Below are 15704 nucleotides of genomic sequence, written 5' to 3' on the forward strand. Positions count from 1 at the left end.
TTCGGCTCCACCGCCCCGAACCTCGGCGCCGGCGCCGGAGTCCCCCCACCGGTCGCCCGCAACATGGTCGTCGGCGCATCTGACCTCGCCGATCCCGCCACCGCTTCCAGCAGCTCCCGCGCCCGGTCGGCCCCGGGGCGCAACTCAGGGCGCTTGTCCATCAGTTGGCGTAGGACAGGGCCGAGGCGACCTGCCCGGTGGGGTTCCGGGAAGGGTTCGGAGACGATCGCCGTGAGGGTGGAGTACGTCGAGGTGCGGCGGAACGGTGCGGTGCCCTCGACCGCCGCGTACAGCGTGGCGCCCAGGGCCCAGACGTCGGAGGCCGGGCCGGGGTCCGCGCCCTGGGCCCGCTCGGGGGCCAAGTAGTCCAGGGAGCCGATGAGTTCACCGCTCCGGGTGAGGTGCGTGGCGGAACCGTCACCCGGGTCGTCCATCGTCGCTATGCCGAAGTCCGTGAGGACGACGCGGCCCGTGCGGTCCAGAAGGATGTTGCCCGGCTTCACATCGCGGTGCAGGACGCCCACGGAGTGCGCCGCGGCCAGCGCCTCCATCACCTTCGCGCCGATCCCGGCCGCCTCGCGCGGGTCGATCGGGCCGCGCTCCCCCAGGACGTCGTCGAGGGACGGCCCGTCGATCAACTCCATGACGATCAGCGGGCGTCCGTCGACCTCGGCGATGTCGTGCACGACGACGACACCGGTGTGGCGGACCCGCGCCGCCGCCCGCGCCTCGCGCTGCATCCGCAGCCGCAGGTCGGCCAGTTCGGGACCGTGGGCGTCGGTGAAGGTGCGCAGTTCCTTGACGGCGACCTCACGGCCGAGGACCTCGTCGACGGCCCGCCAGACGACCCCCATGCCGCCGCGCCCGAGTCGGGACACGACCCGATAGCGCCCCGCCAGCAGTCGGTCGACCCCGTCCACGCGTCCGCTCTCCCCCGAAGGCACCGCACCGCTCCGTCCCTGTGGCACATCCCATGAACGCCGTACAGCCTACGGGGCGGCAGTGACAACAGAAGTCGGCGCCAACACCTGTGACAGGTCCGCTACTTGGCGGATGCCGTGAGGTCACCCCGCCGGGGCGCGGCGAAGCCCTCCAGGTCAGCCCGGGTCAGCCCGGTCGCCCCGGCCACCTCGGCGATGTCGAGCGCGCCGCAGTCCAGGCCGCGCAGCAGATAGCCGCTGAGGGCCTTGGCGGTGGCGGGCTCGTCCATGACGTCGCCGCCGGCGTGGTTGGCGTAGCGGGCGAGACGGGCGGCGGCCTGTTCGAAGCCCTCGCGGTAGAAGGCGAAGACGGCCGCGTAGCGGGTGGGGATGTGCCCGGGGTGCATGTCCCAGCCCTGGTAGTACGCGCGGGACAACGCCCGCCGGGTGAGGCCGTAGTGCAGCCGCCAGGCGTCGTGGACCTTGGCCGTCGGGCCGACCGGAAGGACGTTCGTCGAGCCGTCCGACACGCGTACGCCCGTGCCCGCCGCCGCGACCTGCATGATCGCCTTGGCGTGGTCGGCGGCCGGGTGGTCGCTGGCCTGGTAGGCGGCGGAGACGCCGAGGCAGGCGCTGTAGTCGAAGGTGCCGTAGTGCAGGCCGGTGGCGCGCCCCTCGGCGGCCTGGATCATGCGGGCGACCGTGGCGGTGCCGTCCGTCGCCAGGATGGACTGGCTGGTCTCGATCTGGATCTCGAAGCCGATCCGGCCCGGCTCCAGCCCGTGCGCCTTCTCGAAGGCCTCCAGGAGGCGCACCATCGCGGTGACCTGCTCGGCATAGGTGACCTTGGGGAGGGTCAGGACCAGGCCCTCGGGCAGGCCTCCTGCCTCCATGAGGCCGGTCAGGAAGATGTCGAGGGTGCGGATGCCCCGGTCCCGCACCGGCGCCTCCATGCACTTCATACGGATGCCCATGTACGGCGCCGCCGTGCCGTTGCCGTACGCCTCGGCGATCAGGCGCGCCGCGCGGGCGGCGGCCGCGTCCTCCTCGGCGTCGGGGCGGGGGCCGTAGCCGTCCTCGAAGTCGACGCGCAGGTCCTCGATGGGCTCGTGCTCCAACTTGGCCCGCACGCGCGCGTGGACGGGCTCCGCGAGTTCGTCGGAGAGGCCGAGGACGGCGGCGAAGGAGGCCGCGTCGGGGGCGTGTTCGTCGAGGGCGGCGAGGGCCCGGTCGCCCCAGGAGCGGATCGTGTCGGCGGCGAAGACGTCACCGGGGACGTAGACCGTGTGGACGGGCTGGCGGGTGCCCGGGTCTCCGGGGTAGCGGCGCTCCAGTTCGGCGTCGACCGGTGCCAGGGAGGCGCTGATCTCCTCGCTGATCGCGCCCGCGAGGCTCGTCGCCACCTTCTCCTGCTGGCCCTGACCCATCCCATACCCTCCAGTTTTCCGCTCTACGGAATCAACAATCCGTAGAACGAAGTTATCCATGGAGCTTCCCGCCGGTCAACACCCTGTCCACGCCGTGAACCCATGGCGTTCACTGCCGCCCCGAGGCCCTCTTCCGCCCAGCGCCTCGCACCTTCATCCTGACTCGCAAGGGGAGAGGACGCATATGCCGACTGTCGGGAAAGTGACCCGCCGCGCGGGCCTGAGCACACTGGTGGCGGCCGCCATCGCCCTGCCACTGATCGGAACCGTACGCTCCGGCTCCGTCCGGCACGAGACCCGCCTGCTGGACGTCATGACGTTCAACCTGCGCTTCGCGAGCACCCACGAGCCCAATAGCTGGAAGGTCCGCCGTCCGGTGATGCGCGACCTGCTGCTCCGCGCGGCCCCCGACATCATCGGCACCCAGGAGGGCCTCTACGCGCAACTCCAGGACATCAAGCAGGACCTCGCGCCGCGCTACGACTGGATCGGCGGCGGCCGCAAGGGCGGCAGCTTCGACGAGGAGACGGCGATCTTCTACGACACGCGCCGCCTCGCCCCGATCGAGTACGACCAGTTCTGGCTCTCCGACACGCCCAACGTGATCGGATCGAACACCTGGGGCGGCGCGCACGCGCGCATCGCCACCTGGATCCGCTTCCGCGATCTCGGGGACGAGGAGCGGCAGTTCTACGTCCTGAACACCCACCTGGACAACGCGAGTCAGTACGCACGCGAGCGTGCCGCCACCCTCATCGCCGAACGCCTCGCCCGTCTCGACCGCTCCCTGCCGATCGTGGTGACCGGCGACTTCAACACCGCCGCGTACACCACCTCGGTCTACACCACGATGCTGGGCGCCGGTCTCCGGGACACCTGGGACGCGGCGGCGGCCCGCGGGCAGCTCTACGGCAGCTTCCACGGCTACCGCGCGCTCGTGCCGGACGGTCCCCGCATCGACTGGATCCTGGTCTCCCCGGGAGTCACCGTGCGCCGGACGGCCCTCGACACCTTCTCGCAGAACAGCCAGTTCCCGAGCGACCATCTGCCCGTGACGTCCACGATCAGCCTGGGATGAGCGAAGACCCCCGCGACCACGTGGGTCGCGGGGGCCTGACGGCGCTTCGGAGGATCAGCCCTTACGGGTGTTGATCTCCTCGGTGAGCTGCGGGACGACGTCGAAGAGGTCGCCGACCACGCCGTAGTCGACGAGGTCGAAGATCGGGGCCTCGGCGTCCTTGTTGACGGCCACGATCGTCTTCGAGGTCTGCATGCCGGCGCGGTGCTGGATCGCGCCGGAGATGCCGTTGGCGATGTAGAGCTGCGGGGAGACGCTCTTGCCGGTCTGGCCGACCTGGTTGGAGTGCGGGTACCAGCCGGCGTCGACGGCGGCACGCGAGGCGCCGACGGCCGCACCGAGGGAGTCGGCGAGGGCCTCGATGATCGCGAAGTTGTCCGCGCCGTTCACACCGCGGCCACCGGAGACCACGATCGCGGCCTCGGTCAGCTCCGGGCGGCCGGTCGACTCGCGCGGGGTGCGCGCGGTGACCTTCGTGCCGGTGGCCTTGTCCGAGAAGGTGACCGCGAGCGCCTCGACGGTGCCGGCGGCCGGGGCGGCCTCCACGGCGGCCGAGTTCGGCTTCACGGTGATGACCGGGGTGCCCTTGGAGACACGGGTCTTGGTGGTGAAGGAGGCGGCGAACACCGACTGCGTCGCGACCGGGCCCTCGTCACCGGCCTCCAGGTCGGTGGCGTCGGTGATGATGCCGGAGCCGATGCGCACCGCGAGGCGGGCGGCGATCTCCTTGCCCTCGGCGGAGGACGGCACCAGGACGGCGGCCGGGGAGACGGCCTCGTAGGCGGCCTGGAGGGCGTCCACCTTCGGTACGACGAGGTAGTCGGCGTACTCGGCGGCGTCGTGCGTGAGCACCTTCACCGCGCCGTGCTCGGCGAGCGCGGCGGCGGTGTTCTCGGCACCGGAGCCGAGGGCGACCGCGACGGGCTCGCCGATGCGGCGGGCCAGGGTCAGCAGCTCCAGGGTGGGCTTGCGGACGGCGCCGTCCACGTGGTCGACGTAGACGAGAACTTCAGCCATGGGAATGGTCTCCTGCGTGCGTGCGAAGTCTGAGGGGCGGTGAGCGAGCTGGGCCTTGGCCCAAGGGGCCTTAGATGAACTTCTGGCCCGCGAGGAACTCGGCGAGCTGCTTGCCGCCCTCGCCCTCGTCCTTGACGATCGTGCCGGCGGTGCGCGCGGGGCGCTGGGCCGCGGAGTCGACGGCCGTCCAGGCGCCCTCGAGGCCGACCTCGTCGGCGTCGATCTCCAGGTCGGAGAGGTCCCAGGCCTGAACCGGCTTCTTCTTGGCGGCCATGATGCCCTTGAAGGACGGGTAACGCGCCTCGCCCGACTGGTCGGTGACGGACACGACGGCCGGCAGGGAGGCCTCGAGCTGCTCGGAGGCGCTGTCGCCGTCACGGCGGCCCTTGACCGTGCCAGTTGGGCCACCCTCGACGGAGACCTCGGAGAGCAGCGTGACCTGCGGGACGCCCAGGCGCTCGGCCAGCAGGGCTGGGATCACACCGGCGGTGCCGTCGGTGGAGGCCATGCCGGAGACGACCAGGTCGAAGCCGGCCTTCTCGATCGCCTTGGCCAGCACCAGGGAGGTGCCGATGGCGTCGGTGCCGTGCAGGTCGTCGTCCTCGACGTGGATCGCCTTGTCGGCGCCCATGGACAGCGCCTTGCGCAGGGCGTCCTTGGCGTCCTCCGGACCCACGGTCAGGACGGTGATCTCCACGTCGTCGTCCGAGTTCTCGGAGATCTGCAGCGCCTGCTCGACCGCGTACTCGTCCAGCTCGGAGAGCAGACCGTCCACATCGTCACGGTCGACGGTCAGGTCATCGGCGAAGTGCCGGTCGCCAGTGGCGTCGGGCACGTACTTCACAGTGACAACGATCCTCAAGCTCACGCCGGCTCTCCTACTGCATCGTCATTTTCGGCTGCCTACTTCCAGGCAGCATAGGCGCCTTGAACGGCCGTTCCCGGTGCGGGCGGCCGGTGCTCCGAGCGAAATATTACTCGCCAGTACGCAGCACTACGCTCCCTCAGCAGGTGCCCGCTAAGCAAGCGCTTTGAACTGTGACCTGTGCAACGCAGCGTAATCGGAACTCGACGCCTCCGCAGGGTGGCCCGTCACCCACCGGGAGTGGTCTCAGTCACGCAGCCCGTTGAAGCGGCCCTGGTGGTAGAGGAGCGGGCGGCCGGAGCCAGCGTGCTCCCCGAGGACGACCTCGGCCAGGACGATGCGGTGGTCCCCGGCGGGCACGCGCGCGGCGACCCGGCACACCAGCCAGGCGAGCACGCCGTCGAGGACCGGCACACCCTCGGGACCCTCGCGCCAGACGGTGGGCGCCCCGAAGCGGTCGGCGCCGCTGCGGGCGAAGGTGGCCGCCAACTGCTCCTGGTGCTCGCCGAGTATGTGCACGCCGACATGGTCGGCCCCGGATATCGCGGGCCAACTGGACGCACCGGTGCTGATCCCGAAGGACAGCATCGGGGGCTGCGCCGAGACGGAGCTGAGGGAGGTGGCGGTGAAGCCGACCGGGCCGCTCTCACCGCGCGCGGTGATCACCGCCACACCGGCCGCGTGCTGCCGGAAGACGGAACGCAGCAGGTCGGGAGAGGCGAGCTGGGGAGTACGGGTGCCGAGGTCGGGCGTGGCCGTCATGGAACTGTCCTTCTGCCGGGGGGACGAACGGGGTCCGTGGCTGCTCAACAGCCCGGACAGCGCGCGCTCGCGGTGCGGGCCAGGTCGACGTGCACCCGCCCGAAGAGAAGGAGTTCCGTAGGCATACGGTCAGGTTGACGATAGGTGGTGCGCGCAGTCAAGTACGTTCCGGCATATGGGAGATGCCTCACCGAAGTCGTCATCAAGGGCGTCACGACCGTCAGACCGCCTCCCCCAGAGCCGCGATGACATCCGCCTTGCGGGGGAGGCCGGTGGCACGCCGTACGACCCGCCCGTCGGCGTCGAGAACGAGCACGGTGGGGGTCTTCAGGATGTCGAGTTCCCGTACGAGGGCCAGATGGTCCTCGGCGTCGATCTCGATGTGCCGGACGCCGGGGACCATGCCGGCCACCTCGCCCAGCACCCGGCGCGTGGCCCGGCAGGGTGCGCAGAAGGCGCTGGAGAACTGCACCAGGGTGGCCTTCTCGCCGAGGTCGCCGCCCAACTCGGCGGCGCCGAGCCGTTTTCCGCCGTCGCGCCCACGCACGCGTACTCTCCCGCTCCGCCGCCGATGCAGCACTCCGTAGGCGCTCGCCGCCGCGAGCACCACCACGCACACCACAAGTCCGGTCATCGACCCTTCCAGCGTTCACGAGACTGCAAAGATTCCCGCCGCCAAGAATCGTTCCCGCTGCGGAATCCTTGATTCATGGACATCGACGTACGAGGACCGCGTTTCGGGGCGGCCCTGACGACCGTAGTACTGGCGGTCGTGCTGATCACCGGCAGCTTCTGGCTGCTGGCCTGGCAGACCCTGGCGTTCGCGCTGGGCGCGGCGGGCGGCGTGGGCCGCTCGCCGTACGGCTGGCTGTTCCGGAAGGCCGTACGGCCCCGGATCGGGCCGCCGACGGAGTTCGAGGCACCGGAGCCGCCGCGGTTCGCGCAGGCGATCGGACTGGTCTTCGCCGGGGTGGGGCTGGTCGGTTTCGGCCTGGGTCCCGACTGGCTGGGGCTCGCGGCGACCGGGGGCGCGCTCGCCGCCGCGTTCCTCAATGCCGCGTTCGGGTACTGCCTGGGGTGCGAGATGTACCTGCTCGTGCGTCGAGTGACGGTACGCGCACAGTAAAGGCAACTTAAAAGGCCGAGGTGGATCAAGCGATGGACGTGACGAGGATCTCGCCGTTCTGCGGCACGAGGACTGGCCAGTCGTTCGTTCTTGGGGCACGATCTGCGCAATGCCGTAAACCTACGGCTGCGTAACTTTCCCGCCCGGAGAACCCCTTCCAGGCAGAGAGAAGGGTCCACCCCGTCCATGGCTGAGCTTGTTTACCGCCCCGTCGTCGGTCTCGCCCAAACGTTGTTCAAGGCCTGGGACCTCAAGATCGACTGCAAGGGATCGGAGAACATTCCGCGCTCGGGCGGCGCCGTGCTGGTCAGCAACCACATCAGCTACTTGGACTTCATCTTCGACGGTCTGGCCGCCCTGCCCCAGAAGCGCCTCGTGCGCTTCATGGCGAAGGAGGCGGTGTTCCGGCACAAGATCTCGGGTCCGCTGATGCGCGGCATGAAGCACATCCCGGTGGACCGCAAGCAGGGCGAGACCGCGTACCAGCACGCACTGGAGTCGCTGCGGTCCGGCGAGATCGTCGGCGTCTTCCCCGAGGCGACCATCTCGCAGTCCTTCACCCTGAAAAGCTTCAAGTCGGGTGCGGCGCGCATGGCCCAGGAGGCCGGCGTCCCGCTGATCCCGATGGCTCTGTGGGGCACCCAGCGCCTGTGGACCAAGGGCCACCCGAAGAACTTCAAGCGCAGCCACACCCCGATCACCATCCGGGTCGGCGAGCCGGTGGAGGCCCCGCAGGACCAGTACGCGGGCGCGATCACCCGCCGCCTGCGCGAGCGCGTCCAGGAGCTCCTCGAGGCCGCCCAGCGCGCCTATCCGGTACGGCCCAAGGGCCCGGACGACACCTGGTGGATGCCGGCCCATCTCGGCGGCACGGCCCCGACCGCCGAAGAGGTCAAGGCGGCCGAGGCGCGCTGAATCGTCACGCCGGGGCGTGGACGGTGATCCGCGCCCCGGGGCTGAACTTCTGGAGCAGCTCGGCGAGTTCGGCACCGGCGGCCTCGACGTCGGCCACCGGCATCGGCGCCAGACTCTCCAACAGGAAGACGGCGGACGTCGATTGCTCGGTGAGCCGGGTGCGCGGCCCCTGCCGCCAGTTCCAGCGGCGGCACGTGACACCGACCGCGTCCCGCCACACCACCTCGCCCGCGTCGGGGTGCTCGACGACCTCCTCGCCGCCCGCCGCGGTCACGAACTCCTCGTCCCCGACGGCCCGTTCGAGGATCATCCCGCCCTGGATACGGTCGGTGTCCTCACCGCCCACGGGGATCAAGTGGGCGACGCTGATGGCGTTGTAGAGGTCGACGAGCAGATTGATCCGGGGCAGCCCGGCATCCGGAAGCGCCCTCTTGGCCAGCGCCTCCGCCGAGTTGCGGGTCCGCGACGGCTTCGACCCGAACGCCGTGTACACCTCGCGCCAGGCCACCATGTGCGGGTCCTCGTGCGGGGCGCGCCCGTCCAGTCGTACGGCGAGACGGCGGGCCGCGTCGTCGAGGAGCGCCGAACTCGCTTCGGTGCTGGGCCCGTTGACCAGTTCGTGGGCCTCGATCGCCACGTGGGTGAACCCCGGGGCGAGGGCGCGGACTTCGTCGGACACGGTCAGGGTGAGGGTCATGGTCTGCCTCAGAGTGCGGTCGGGAGCGTCTTCCAGAGGTGCGGACGGTCGGGGGCGGCCTTGAGGGCGCTCAGCACGACCGGGTGAGGTTCAGCGTACAGTACCGGATAGTCCAGCTCATTGAACTCCGGATCGGGCACGAAGGCCAGCCGCTCACCGTCGAGGGAGAACTGCGCGTCCACGCCCGGCTTGTTGCCGCGCGGATCCTGCCGGTGCCAGGCCCCGTTGAACCGCACGGCGACCAACCCGTGCACCACGTCGAACTTCTGGTAGCAGAGCGCCGTAGGGATGTCCTCGACCCGCAGCAGCGCGGCCAGCGCGTGCGCCTTCGCGTAGCAGATGCCGGTGCCCTGCTCCAGCACGTCGGAGGCCCGCCAGGTGACGCGCGGATCACCGGAGTCCTGCGAGTGGGGAATCTCGTCCCGCACGAACTCGAAGGCCAGTCGCGCATACCCATACGAGTCCGCGGCGCCCTTGGCGAGACGCGCGGCCGTCTCCCGTACGAGGGGATGGCCATGGTCGATGACCTCGTCAGCAGCCAAGTAGGCGGACAGGTCGAGGGTGTTCTGGGTCAGCTCCATGCCTGGAGAGCATAGGAAAGCGATCACCCGAGAGTCAATGACTTTTCAGGTGACCGCATATCTATGCATGCACTGTTCGGGGTCGGCTAGCGGGCCATCTCCTCCTTGAGCGCCGCCACGAACGCGTCCACGTCGTCCTCGGTCGTGTCGAAGCCGCACATCCAGCGGACGTCGCCGGCGGCCTCGTCCCAGAAGTAGAAGCGGAAGCGCTGCTGAAGGCGCTCGCTCACGTCGTGCGGGAGGCGGGCGAAGACGCCGTTGGCCTGCACCGGGTAGAGGATCTCCACGCCGTGCACCGCGCGCACGCCCTCGGCGAGGCGCTGGGCCATCTCGTTCGCGTGGCGGGCGTTGCGCAGCCACAGGTCCTTGGCGAGCAGCGCCTCCAACTGCACCGAAACGAAGCGCATCTTGGAGGCGAGCTGCATGGACAGCTTGCGCAGGTGCTTCATGTGGCTGACGGCGTCCTGGTTGATGACGACGACCGCCTCGCCGAAGATCGCACCGTTCTTCGTCCCGCCCAGGGAGAGGATGTCGACGCCGACCGCGTTGGTGAACGTCCGCATGGGGACGTCCAGGGAGGCCGCCGCGTTGGCTATCCGGGAGCCGTCGAGGTGGACCTTCATGCCGTGCGCGTGGGCGTGGTCGCAGATCGCGCGGATCTCGTCGGGTGTGTAGAGGGTGCCGAGTTCGGTGCTCTGGGTGATCGAGACGACCTGCGGCATCGCGCGGTGCTCGTCGTCCCAGCCGTAGGCCTGCTTGTCGATCAGTTCGGGTGTGAGCTTGCCGTCCGGGGTGGGCACGGTGAGGAGCTTGAGGCCGCCCATGCGTTCGGGGGCGCCGCCCTCGTCGACGTGGATGTGCGCGCTCTCGGCGCAGATCACCGCGCCCCAGCGGTCGGTGACCGCCTGGAGGGCGACGACGTTGGCGCCGGTGCCGTTGAAGACCGGGAAGGCCTCGGCCGTGGCGCCGAAGTGGCTGCGGATGATGCCCTGGAGGTTCTCCGTGTAGTCGTCCTCGCCGTAGGCGACCTGGTGGCCGCCGTTGGCGAGGGCGAGGGCGGCCAGTACCTCGGGGTGGGCGCCGGCGTAGTTGTCGCTGGCGAAGCCGCGGATCTCCGGGTCGTGGTGGCGACGGGCGTCGGTCTTCGGAGGGTTCACGGCTTCTCGGTCAGCCACAGACGGTTTCCGTTCACTTCGGAGGCGGGCTTGTCCCAGACGCCCGCGATGGCCTCGGCGAGATCCTTGACGTCGGTGAAGCCCGCGAACTTCGCGTTCGGGCGTTCGGCGCGCATCGCGTCGTGCACCAGCGCCTTGACCACCATGACGGCCGCCGCGGAGGTGGGACCGTCCTCGCCGCCGGCCTTGCGGTAGCCGTCGGCCATCGCGAGGGTCCAGGCCTCGGCGGCGGCCTTGGAGGCGGAGTACGCGGCGTTGCCCGCGGTGGGCTTGCTGGCGCCGGCCGCGCTGATCAGGAGGTAGCGGCCGCGGTCGCTGCGCTCCAGGCCGTCGTAGAAGGCCAGGGAGGTGTGCTGCACGGTGCGGATGAGCAGCTTCTCCAGGAGGTCCCAGTCGGCGAGGTCGGTCTCGGTGAACGACGCGCTGCCGCGCCAGCCGCCGACAAGGTGGACCAGGCCGTCGATGCGGCCGAAGTCCTTCTCGATGTGCGCGGCCCAGTCGCGGGTCGCCTGCGGGTCGAGCAGGTCGACCGTGTCGCCGACGACGGTGGCGCCGCCGTGCGCGTAGCGGGCCGCGTCCACGGCCTCCGCCAGGCGCTCGGGGTGTGCGTCCGCACCGACGACGGTCGCGCCCGCCTCGGCCAGCCGCAGCAGCACCGCGTGGCCCGCGGGCCCGCCCGCTCCGGCCACCGCGATCACCGCGCCGTTGAGCGCCCCGTTCCCCATGGTCCTCGCCTCCTGAGCCACTTCTGTCGTGCGGTCGCTCACGCGGCGACCTGCTCTGCGCTCTCCACCCGGATGCCCTTGGTCGAGGCGATCACGTTCTTGAGCTTCTTGGAGAGTGCCTCATAGAACATGCTCAGCGGAAACTCGTCCGGAAGCACGTCATCCACGAGTTTCCGCGGCGGCTGGCTCAGGTCCAGGGCGTCGGGGCCCTTGGCCCACTTGGAGCCCGGGTGCGGGGCGAGATAGGTCGCGACCAGGTCGTAGGCCTTGAACCAGTGGACGAGCTTGGGACGGTCGATGCCGGCGCGGTAGAGGTCCTCGATCTCGGCGCACAGCCGGTTGGTGACCTCGGGGGCGCGCTGCCAGTCGATGTGCAGCTTGTTGTCGGTCCAGCGGACGACGTCGTGCTGGTGCAGGTAGGCGAAGAGGAGCTGGCCGCCGAGTCCGTCGTAGTTGCGGACCCGCTCACCGGTGACCGGGAAGCGGAACATGCGGTCGCAGAGGACCGCGTACTGCACGTCACGGGCCTGCGGGACGCCGTCGGCCTCCAGCTTCACGGCCTCCTTGAAGGCGGTGAGGTCGCAGCGCAGCTCTTCGAGGCCGTACATCCAGAACGGCTGGCGCTGCTTGATCATGAACGGGTCGAAGGGCAGGTCACCGTGGCTGTGGGTGCGGTCGTGGACCATGTCCCACAGGACGAAGGCCTCCTCGCAGCGCTTCTGGTCGTCGACCATCGTGGCGATGTCCTCGGGCAGTTCCATGCCCAGGATGTCCACGGCGGCCTCGGTCACCCGGCGGAAGCGGGCGGCCTCGCGGTCACAGAAGATGCCACCCCAGGAGAATCGTTCCGGCGCCTGGCGTACGGCGATGGTCTCCGGGAAGAGCACGGCCGAGTTGGTGTCGTAGCCGGCCGTGAAGTCCTCGAAGGTGATCCCGCAGAACAGCGGGTTGTCGTAGCGCGTCGCCTCCAGCTCGGCCAGCCAGTCGGGCCAGACCATGCGCAGGACGACCGCCTCGACGTTGCGGTCCGGGTTGCCGTTCTGCGTGTACATCGGGAAGACGACCAGGTGCTGGAGTCCGTCCCGGCGGTTCGCGGCGGGCTGGAAGGCCAGCAGCGAGTCGAGGAAGTCGGGCACCTGGAAGCCGTCGTCGGCCCACCGCGTCAGGTCCCTGACCAGTGCGGCGTGGTAGGCGGCATCATGCGGGAGCAGCGGGGAGAGGTCCTCGACGGCGCCCGTCACCCGGCGCACGGCGTACTCGGCGTCCGCGCGGTCCGGGGCGCCCTCGGCCGCGAAGTCGATCGACCCGTCCTTCGACTGCCATGGCCGGATCCGCTCCACGGCGTCCTTGAGCACGGGCCACGCCGGATGCTCGACCACCCTGGTCACGGGAGCAAGCCGCTCCTCGGCACCCACCCGCACAAGAATTTCCGTCATGTCCCACCCTCCACAGGAGAACCTCGCGTATGGACAGCGTATGTGTTCATGGTTTCTCCCAGCAAGGGGAGCCTCCGCAATTTATCCTGCGCCTTCCGTCTGTCACCGCTTTTTTTCCTGCCGGACACAGAGACGGCGATTACTTCCGCTGTGGCGGGGTAGGCAGGCGGGCGCCCTCTCCCGAGGGCCGGTTTCGGTCAACGCCAGCGGGACTCGCCCACGGTCGGGTGACGGCGTCGCACAGTAGGCTCGAAGCGCACCCCGAATCCGCCGTGTACGCGCGGGTACAACGCCGGGCCCGGCCGTTAGGCTGCGGCTCTGCCGCGTGGACGCCGATGTCCGGCCGCGCCACGCGCGCGTGTGCCGAGCCGCCGTCGACGGAAGCGAGTCGAACCTTGAACTTCCTCACCATCGGTCACCGCGGAGTCATGGGTCTCGAACCCGAGAACACGCTCCGTTCCTTCGTCGCCGCCGAGCAGGCCGGCCTCGATGTCATCGAACTCGATCTGCATCTGAGCAGCGACGGCGCCCTCGTCGTCATGCACGACGCCGACGTGGACCGTACGACCGACGGGACCGGTCCGATCGCCGAGCGGACCCTCGACGAGCTGCGGACCCTGGACGCGGGCCGCGGCGAGCGCGTGCCCGTCTTCGAAGAGGTACTGGACGCCGTCAAGTCACCGATCCAGGCCGAGATCAAGGACCTGGCGGCGGCGCGGGCGCTGGCCGAGGTCATGCACCGGCGGAACCTGGTCGAGCGGGTCGAGGTGTCCTCGTTCCACGACGAGGCGATCGCGGAGATCGCCCGTCTGGTGCCCGGCGTACGCACCGCGCTGATCGCCGGCCGCTTCGGCCCCGAGGTGGTGGAGCGCGCCACGGAAGCCGGTGCCGAAACGGTCTGCCTCAACATCCGCCGACTGACCCTGGAGGTCGTCGAGGCGGCCCGCAAGGCGGACCTGAGGATCATCGGCTGGGTGGTGAACACCCAGGACCAGCTACGGCTCGTCCGCGCCCTGGGCCTGGACGGCGCGACCACCGACTACCCGGAGATCAAACGCACGGGCCGCTTCACCGCGTGAGGACTACGCGAGTTCCTTGACCAGCAGCTCGAACTGCAGGTCGTCGCGCTGCGGAACACCGAACCGCTCGTCGCCGTACGGGAACGGGGTCATCCGGCCCGTACGGCGATAGCCGCGGCGCTCGTACCAGGCGATGAGGTCGTTCCGTACGGAGATCACGGTCATGTGCATCTCCCCCACGCCCCAGGTCTCCCCGGCCGCGCGCTCCGCCTCCGCGATGATCACCTTGCCGAGGCCGCCGCCCTGGAGCTGCGGACTCACCGCGAACATCCCGAAGTAGGCGTGGTCGCCGCGGTGTTCGAGCTGGCAGCACGCGACGACCCGGCCCTCGCGTTCGACGACCAGCAGTCGGCTGTCGGGCGACTTGATGACCGCGAGCACACCCTCGGGGTCGGTCCGCTGCCCTTCGAGGATGTCCGCCTCGGTGGTCCAACCCGCCCGGCTGGCGTCCCCCCGGTAGGCCGACTCGATCAGCACGACCAACGCGTCCACATCTGCGTCGGTGGCGTCGCGGAAAGTCAGTCCGGTGGCGGCGGTGTCCATGGTGCACAACTCCGATCAGAGGCGCGGCTCAAGCAGAGACGAGAGTAACGCGGCCCCGGCGACTAGGCTCCGGCCGCATGGTGCACGTACTGAGCAGCCGTATCCTGCTCCGCCCCACCGACCCCGACCGCTCCCGCGCCTTCTACGGCGACCTGTTGGGGCTGCCCGTCTGCCGCGAGTTCGGCACCGGACCGGAACGCGGGACCGTCTACTTCCTCGGCGGAGGTTTCCTGGAGGTCTCCGGGCGCTCGGACACCCCGCCCTCCCCCGCCGCCGTACAGCTCTGGTTGCAGGTCGCGGACGCGCGTTCCGCGCACGACGAACTGCGGGCGAAGGGGGTCGAGATCGTCCGACCGCCGCTGAAGGAGCCCTGGGGACTGGTCGAGATGTGGCTCGCGGACCCGGACGGAACGCAGATCGTCCTGGTGGAGGTACCGGCCGACCATCCGCTGCGGTACCGGCCGGGGATCTAGGTCTACGGCGGGCAGGGCGCCCTTCCGCGCCGGATGGCCGGGGTGACGGCCCGGGCTTAGCGTGCTGGGAGGGGAGCTTTCTGCGGAAGGAACGCCATGAAGCTCGACAGGCCGGTGACCGGCGGGCCCTGCTGGACCGAGCTCGGGACCAGTGATCCGGAGGCGGCCAAGCGGTTCTACTCGACCTTGTTCGGCTGGCGTCCGGAGACCGATCCCCGGCCGGAGGCTGGCGGTTACACGGTCGCGCATGTCGGGGAGGCGGCGGTCGCCGCGCTGACCCCGCTGTTCCAGGAGTCGCAGCCGGTGGCGTGGAACGTGTCGTTCGCCGTGGCGGACTCCGACGCGACCGCGGAGAAGGTGCGCGCGGCGGGCGGAACCCTGCTGATGGAACCGATCGACGTGTTCGACATCGGGCGCTTCGCGGTCGCCCTGGACCCGGGCGGCGCCGCGTTCCAGATGTGGCAGGCGCGGACCTTCCCGGGCGCCGGGCTGTTCAACTCGCCCGGCGCGCTGGGCTGGGTGGAGTTGCTGACGCGGGCGCCGGAGCGGGCGGAGAGCTTCTACACGACGGTGTTCGGCTGGACCGTCCGCCCCTCGGAGCACTACCCGCAGTGGGGCATCGACGGCGCCGACTTCGGCGGCATGATGACGATGGACGAGAAGTTCCCGCCGGAGGTGACGCCGCACTGGCTGCCGTACTTCGCCGTGACCGACGTCTACACGACGGCCGCCTCGGCGACGGAGGCGGGCGGCACGGTCCTCATGGCGCCCACGTCCATCGCCGACGTCCGGCGGATCGCGGTGCTGCGGGATCCGCAGGGGGCGGTGTTCGGGGTGTACGCGGCGGGCGAGGAGGGCTGAGGCGACGCCCTCCCCACCGCCCTT

General features: G+C 70.2%; 17 protein-coding genes and 1 pseudogene. 6 read left to right on the forward strand and 12 right to left on the reverse strand.

Going from position 1 to position 15704, the window contains the following annotated elements:
* Positions 1-95: 95 nt before the first annotated feature.
* A pseudogene (locus OG223_RS53925) lies at positions 96-944 on the reverse strand (serine/threonine-protein kinase); the annotation flags it as partial.
* A 98-nt stretch (positions 945-1042) separates the two neighbouring features.
* Positions 1043-2347, reverse strand: coding sequence for a DUF6986 family protein (locus OG223_RS08205; RefSeq protein ID WP_329244516.1), 1305 nt, complete (start codon positions 2345-2347; stop codon positions 1043-1045).
* Between the two features lie 184 nt (positions 2348-2531).
* Here OG223_RS08205 and OG223_RS08210 point away from each other — a divergent pair, with 184 nt between their 5' ends.
* Complete coding sequence (locus OG223_RS08210; RefSeq protein WP_329244518.1) at positions 2532-3425, forward strand: endonuclease/exonuclease/phosphatase family protein; 894 nt, start codon at positions 2532-2534, stop codon at positions 3423-3425.
* A gap of 54 nt (positions 3426-3479) precedes the next feature.
* On the opposite strand, the gene OG223_RS08215 is transcribed toward OG223_RS08210, so the two are convergent.
* The 4 genes from OG223_RS08215 to OG223_RS08230 all read right to left on the reverse strand — a co-directional run bounded on the left by OG223_RS08215 (position 3480) and on the right by OG223_RS08230 (position 6703).
* Positions 3480-4442, reverse strand: coding sequence for an electron transfer flavoprotein subunit alpha/FixB family protein (locus OG223_RS08215; RefSeq protein WP_329244521.1), 963 nt, complete (start codon positions 4440-4442; stop codon positions 3480-3482).
* Between the two features lie 70 nt (positions 4443-4512).
* Complete coding sequence (locus OG223_RS08220; RefSeq protein ID WP_329244523.1) at positions 4513-5310, reverse strand: electron transfer flavoprotein subunit beta/FixA family protein; 798 nt, start codon at positions 5308-5310, stop codon at positions 4513-4515.
* Between the two features lie 243 nt (positions 5311-5553).
* Positions 5554-6069, reverse strand: a complete 516-nt coding sequence (locus OG223_RS08225) for a flavin reductase family protein (protein WP_329244526.1) — start codon at positions 6067-6069, stop codon at positions 5554-5556.
* 220 nt (positions 6070-6289) lie between these two features.
* Positions 6290-6703, reverse strand: coding sequence for a TlpA family protein disulfide reductase (locus OG223_RS08230; protein WP_329244528.1), 414 nt, complete (start codon positions 6701-6703; stop codon positions 6290-6292).
* Between the two features lie 75 nt (positions 6704-6778).
* On the opposite strand from OG223_RS08230, the gene OG223_RS08235 reads away from it, so the two are divergent.
* Both OG223_RS08235 and OG223_RS08240 read left to right on the forward strand, forming a co-directional pair.
* On the forward strand, positions 6779-7195 hold the full coding sequence (locus tag OG223_RS08235; RefSeq protein WP_329244531.1) for a DUF4395 domain-containing protein: 417 nt from the start codon (positions 6779-6781) through the stop codon (positions 7193-7195).
* Positions 7196-7381: 186 nt separating this feature from the next.
* Positions 7382-8110, forward strand: coding sequence for a lysophospholipid acyltransferase family protein (locus tag OG223_RS08240; protein ID WP_329244534.1), 729 nt, complete (start codon positions 7382-7384; stop codon positions 8108-8110).
* A 4-nt stretch (positions 8111-8114) separates the two neighbouring features.
* On the opposite strand, the gene OG223_RS08245 is transcribed toward OG223_RS08240, so the two are convergent.
* From OG223_RS08245 to OG223_RS08265, 5 genes are all read right to left on the reverse strand, one after another.
* The gene (locus OG223_RS08245; RefSeq protein WP_329244537.1) at positions 8115-8807 is read right to left on the reverse strand and encodes a B3/B4 domain-containing protein; all 693 of its coding nucleotides are present in this window, start codon (positions 8805-8807) and stop codon (positions 8115-8117) included.
* 8 nt (positions 8808-8815) lie between these two features.
* Positions 8816-9388 (reverse strand): transglutaminase family protein, encoded by a 573-nt coding sequence (locus OG223_RS08250; protein WP_329244539.1) that lies wholly within the window; start codon positions 9386-9388, stop codon positions 8816-8818.
* A gap of 86 nt (positions 9389-9474) precedes the next feature.
* Complete coding sequence (locus OG223_RS08255; RefSeq protein WP_329244541.1) at positions 9475-10545, reverse strand: threonine aldolase family protein; 1071 nt, start codon at positions 10543-10545, stop codon at positions 9475-9477.
* Entirely contained in the window at positions 10542-11288 is a 747-nt protein-coding gene (locus OG223_RS08260; RefSeq protein ID WP_329244544.1) for an SDR family oxidoreductase, read from the reverse strand. The genes OG223_RS08255 and OG223_RS08260 overlap by 4 nt, the downstream gene beginning before the upstream one ends.
* 38 nt (positions 11289-11326) lie before the next feature.
* On the reverse strand, positions 11327-12724 hold the full coding sequence (locus OG223_RS08265; protein ID WP_329244547.1) for a DUF6421 family protein: 1398 nt from the start codon (positions 12722-12724) through the stop codon (positions 11327-11329).
* A gap of 395 nt (positions 12725-13119) precedes the next feature.
* Between OG223_RS08265 and OG223_RS08270 the strand changes: the two genes are divergently transcribed.
* Positions 13120-13803: a glycerophosphodiester phosphodiesterase gene (locus OG223_RS08270; RefSeq protein WP_329244549.1), complete on the forward strand. Its 684-nt coding sequence runs from the start codon at positions 13120-13122 to the stop codon at positions 13801-13803.
* Positions 13804-13806: 3 nt separating this feature from the next.
* On the opposite strand, the gene OG223_RS08275 is transcribed toward OG223_RS08270, so the two are convergent.
* The gene (locus OG223_RS08275) at positions 13807-14346 is read right to left on the reverse strand and encodes a GNAT family N-acetyltransferase (RefSeq protein WP_329244552.1); all 540 of its coding nucleotides are present in this window, start codon (positions 14344-14346) and stop codon (positions 13807-13809) included.
* Between the two features lie 77 nt (positions 14347-14423).
* On the opposite strand from OG223_RS08275, the gene OG223_RS08280 reads away from it, so the two are divergent.
* Positions 14424-14819: a VOC family protein gene (locus OG223_RS08280; protein WP_329244554.1), complete on the forward strand. Its 396-nt coding sequence runs from the start codon at positions 14424-14426 to the stop codon at positions 14817-14819.
* Between the two features lie 96 nt (positions 14820-14915).
* Complete coding sequence (locus OG223_RS08285; protein WP_329244557.1) at positions 14916-15680, forward strand: VOC family protein; 765 nt, start codon at positions 14916-14918, stop codon at positions 15678-15680.
* The last annotated feature ends 24 nt before the right edge of the window (positions 15681-15704 follow it).

This window comes from Streptomyces sp. NBC_01478, assembly GCF_036227225.1.
In the GTDB taxonomy this organism is placed as follows: Bacteria; Actinomycetota; Actinomycetes; order Streptomycetales; family Streptomycetaceae; genus Streptomyces.

Excerpts from the sequence above, each read along its gene's own strand:
- OG223_RS08210 (WP_329244518.1), top strand. The coding sequence starts at position 2,532 with ATGCCGACTGTCGGGAAAGTGACCCGCCGCGCGGGCCTGAGCACACTG.
- OG223_RS08280 (WP_329244554.1), top strand. The coding sequence starts at position 14,424 with ATGGTGCACGTACTGAGCAGCCGTATCCTGCTCCGCCCCACCGACCCC.
- OG223_RS08230 (WP_329244528.1), bottom strand. The coding sequence starts at position 6,703 with ATGACCGGACTTGTGGTGTGCGTGGTGGTGCTCGCGGCGGCGAGCGCC.
- OG223_RS08265 (WP_329244547.1), bottom strand. The coding sequence starts at position 12,724 with ATGACGGAAATTCTTGTGCGGGTGGGTGCCGAGGAGCGGCTTGCTCCC.
- OG223_RS08205 (WP_329244516.1), bottom strand. The coding sequence starts at position 2,347 with ATGGGTCAGGGCCAGCAGGAGAAGGTGGCGACGAGCCTCGCGGGCGCG.
- OG223_RS08275 (WP_329244552.1), bottom strand. The coding sequence starts at position 14,346 with ATGGACACCGCCGCCACCGGACTGACTTTCCGCGACGCCACCGACGCA.
- OG223_RS08240 (WP_329244534.1), top strand. The coding sequence starts at position 7,382 with ATGGCTGAGCTTGTTTACCGCCCCGTCGTCGGTCTCGCCCAAACGTTG.
- OG223_RS08245 (WP_329244537.1), bottom strand. The coding sequence starts at position 8,807 with ATGACCCTCACCCTGACCGTGTCCGACGAAGTCCGCGCCCTCGCCCCG.
- OG223_RS08285 (WP_329244557.1), top strand. The coding sequence starts at position 14,916 with ATGAAGCTCGACAGGCCGGTGACCGGCGGGCCCTGCTGGACCGAGCTC.
- OG223_RS08260 (WP_329244544.1), bottom strand. The coding sequence starts at position 11,288 with ATGGGGAACGGGGCGCTCAACGGCGCGGTGATCGCGGTGGCCGGAGCG.
- OG223_RS08235 (WP_329244531.1), top strand. The coding sequence starts at position 6,779 with ATGGACATCGACGTACGAGGACCGCGTTTCGGGGCGGCCCTGACGACC.
- OG223_RS08250 (WP_329244539.1), bottom strand. The coding sequence starts at position 9,388 with ATGGAGCTGACCCAGAACACCCTCGACCTGTCCGCCTACTTGGCTGCT.
- OG223_RS08225 (WP_329244526.1), bottom strand. The coding sequence starts at position 6,069 with ATGACGGCCACGCCCGACCTCGGCACCCGTACTCCCCAGCTCGCCTCT.
- OG223_RS08215 (WP_329244521.1), bottom strand. The coding sequence starts at position 4,442 with ATGGCTGAAGTTCTCGTCTACGTCGACCACGTGGACGGCGCCGTCCGC.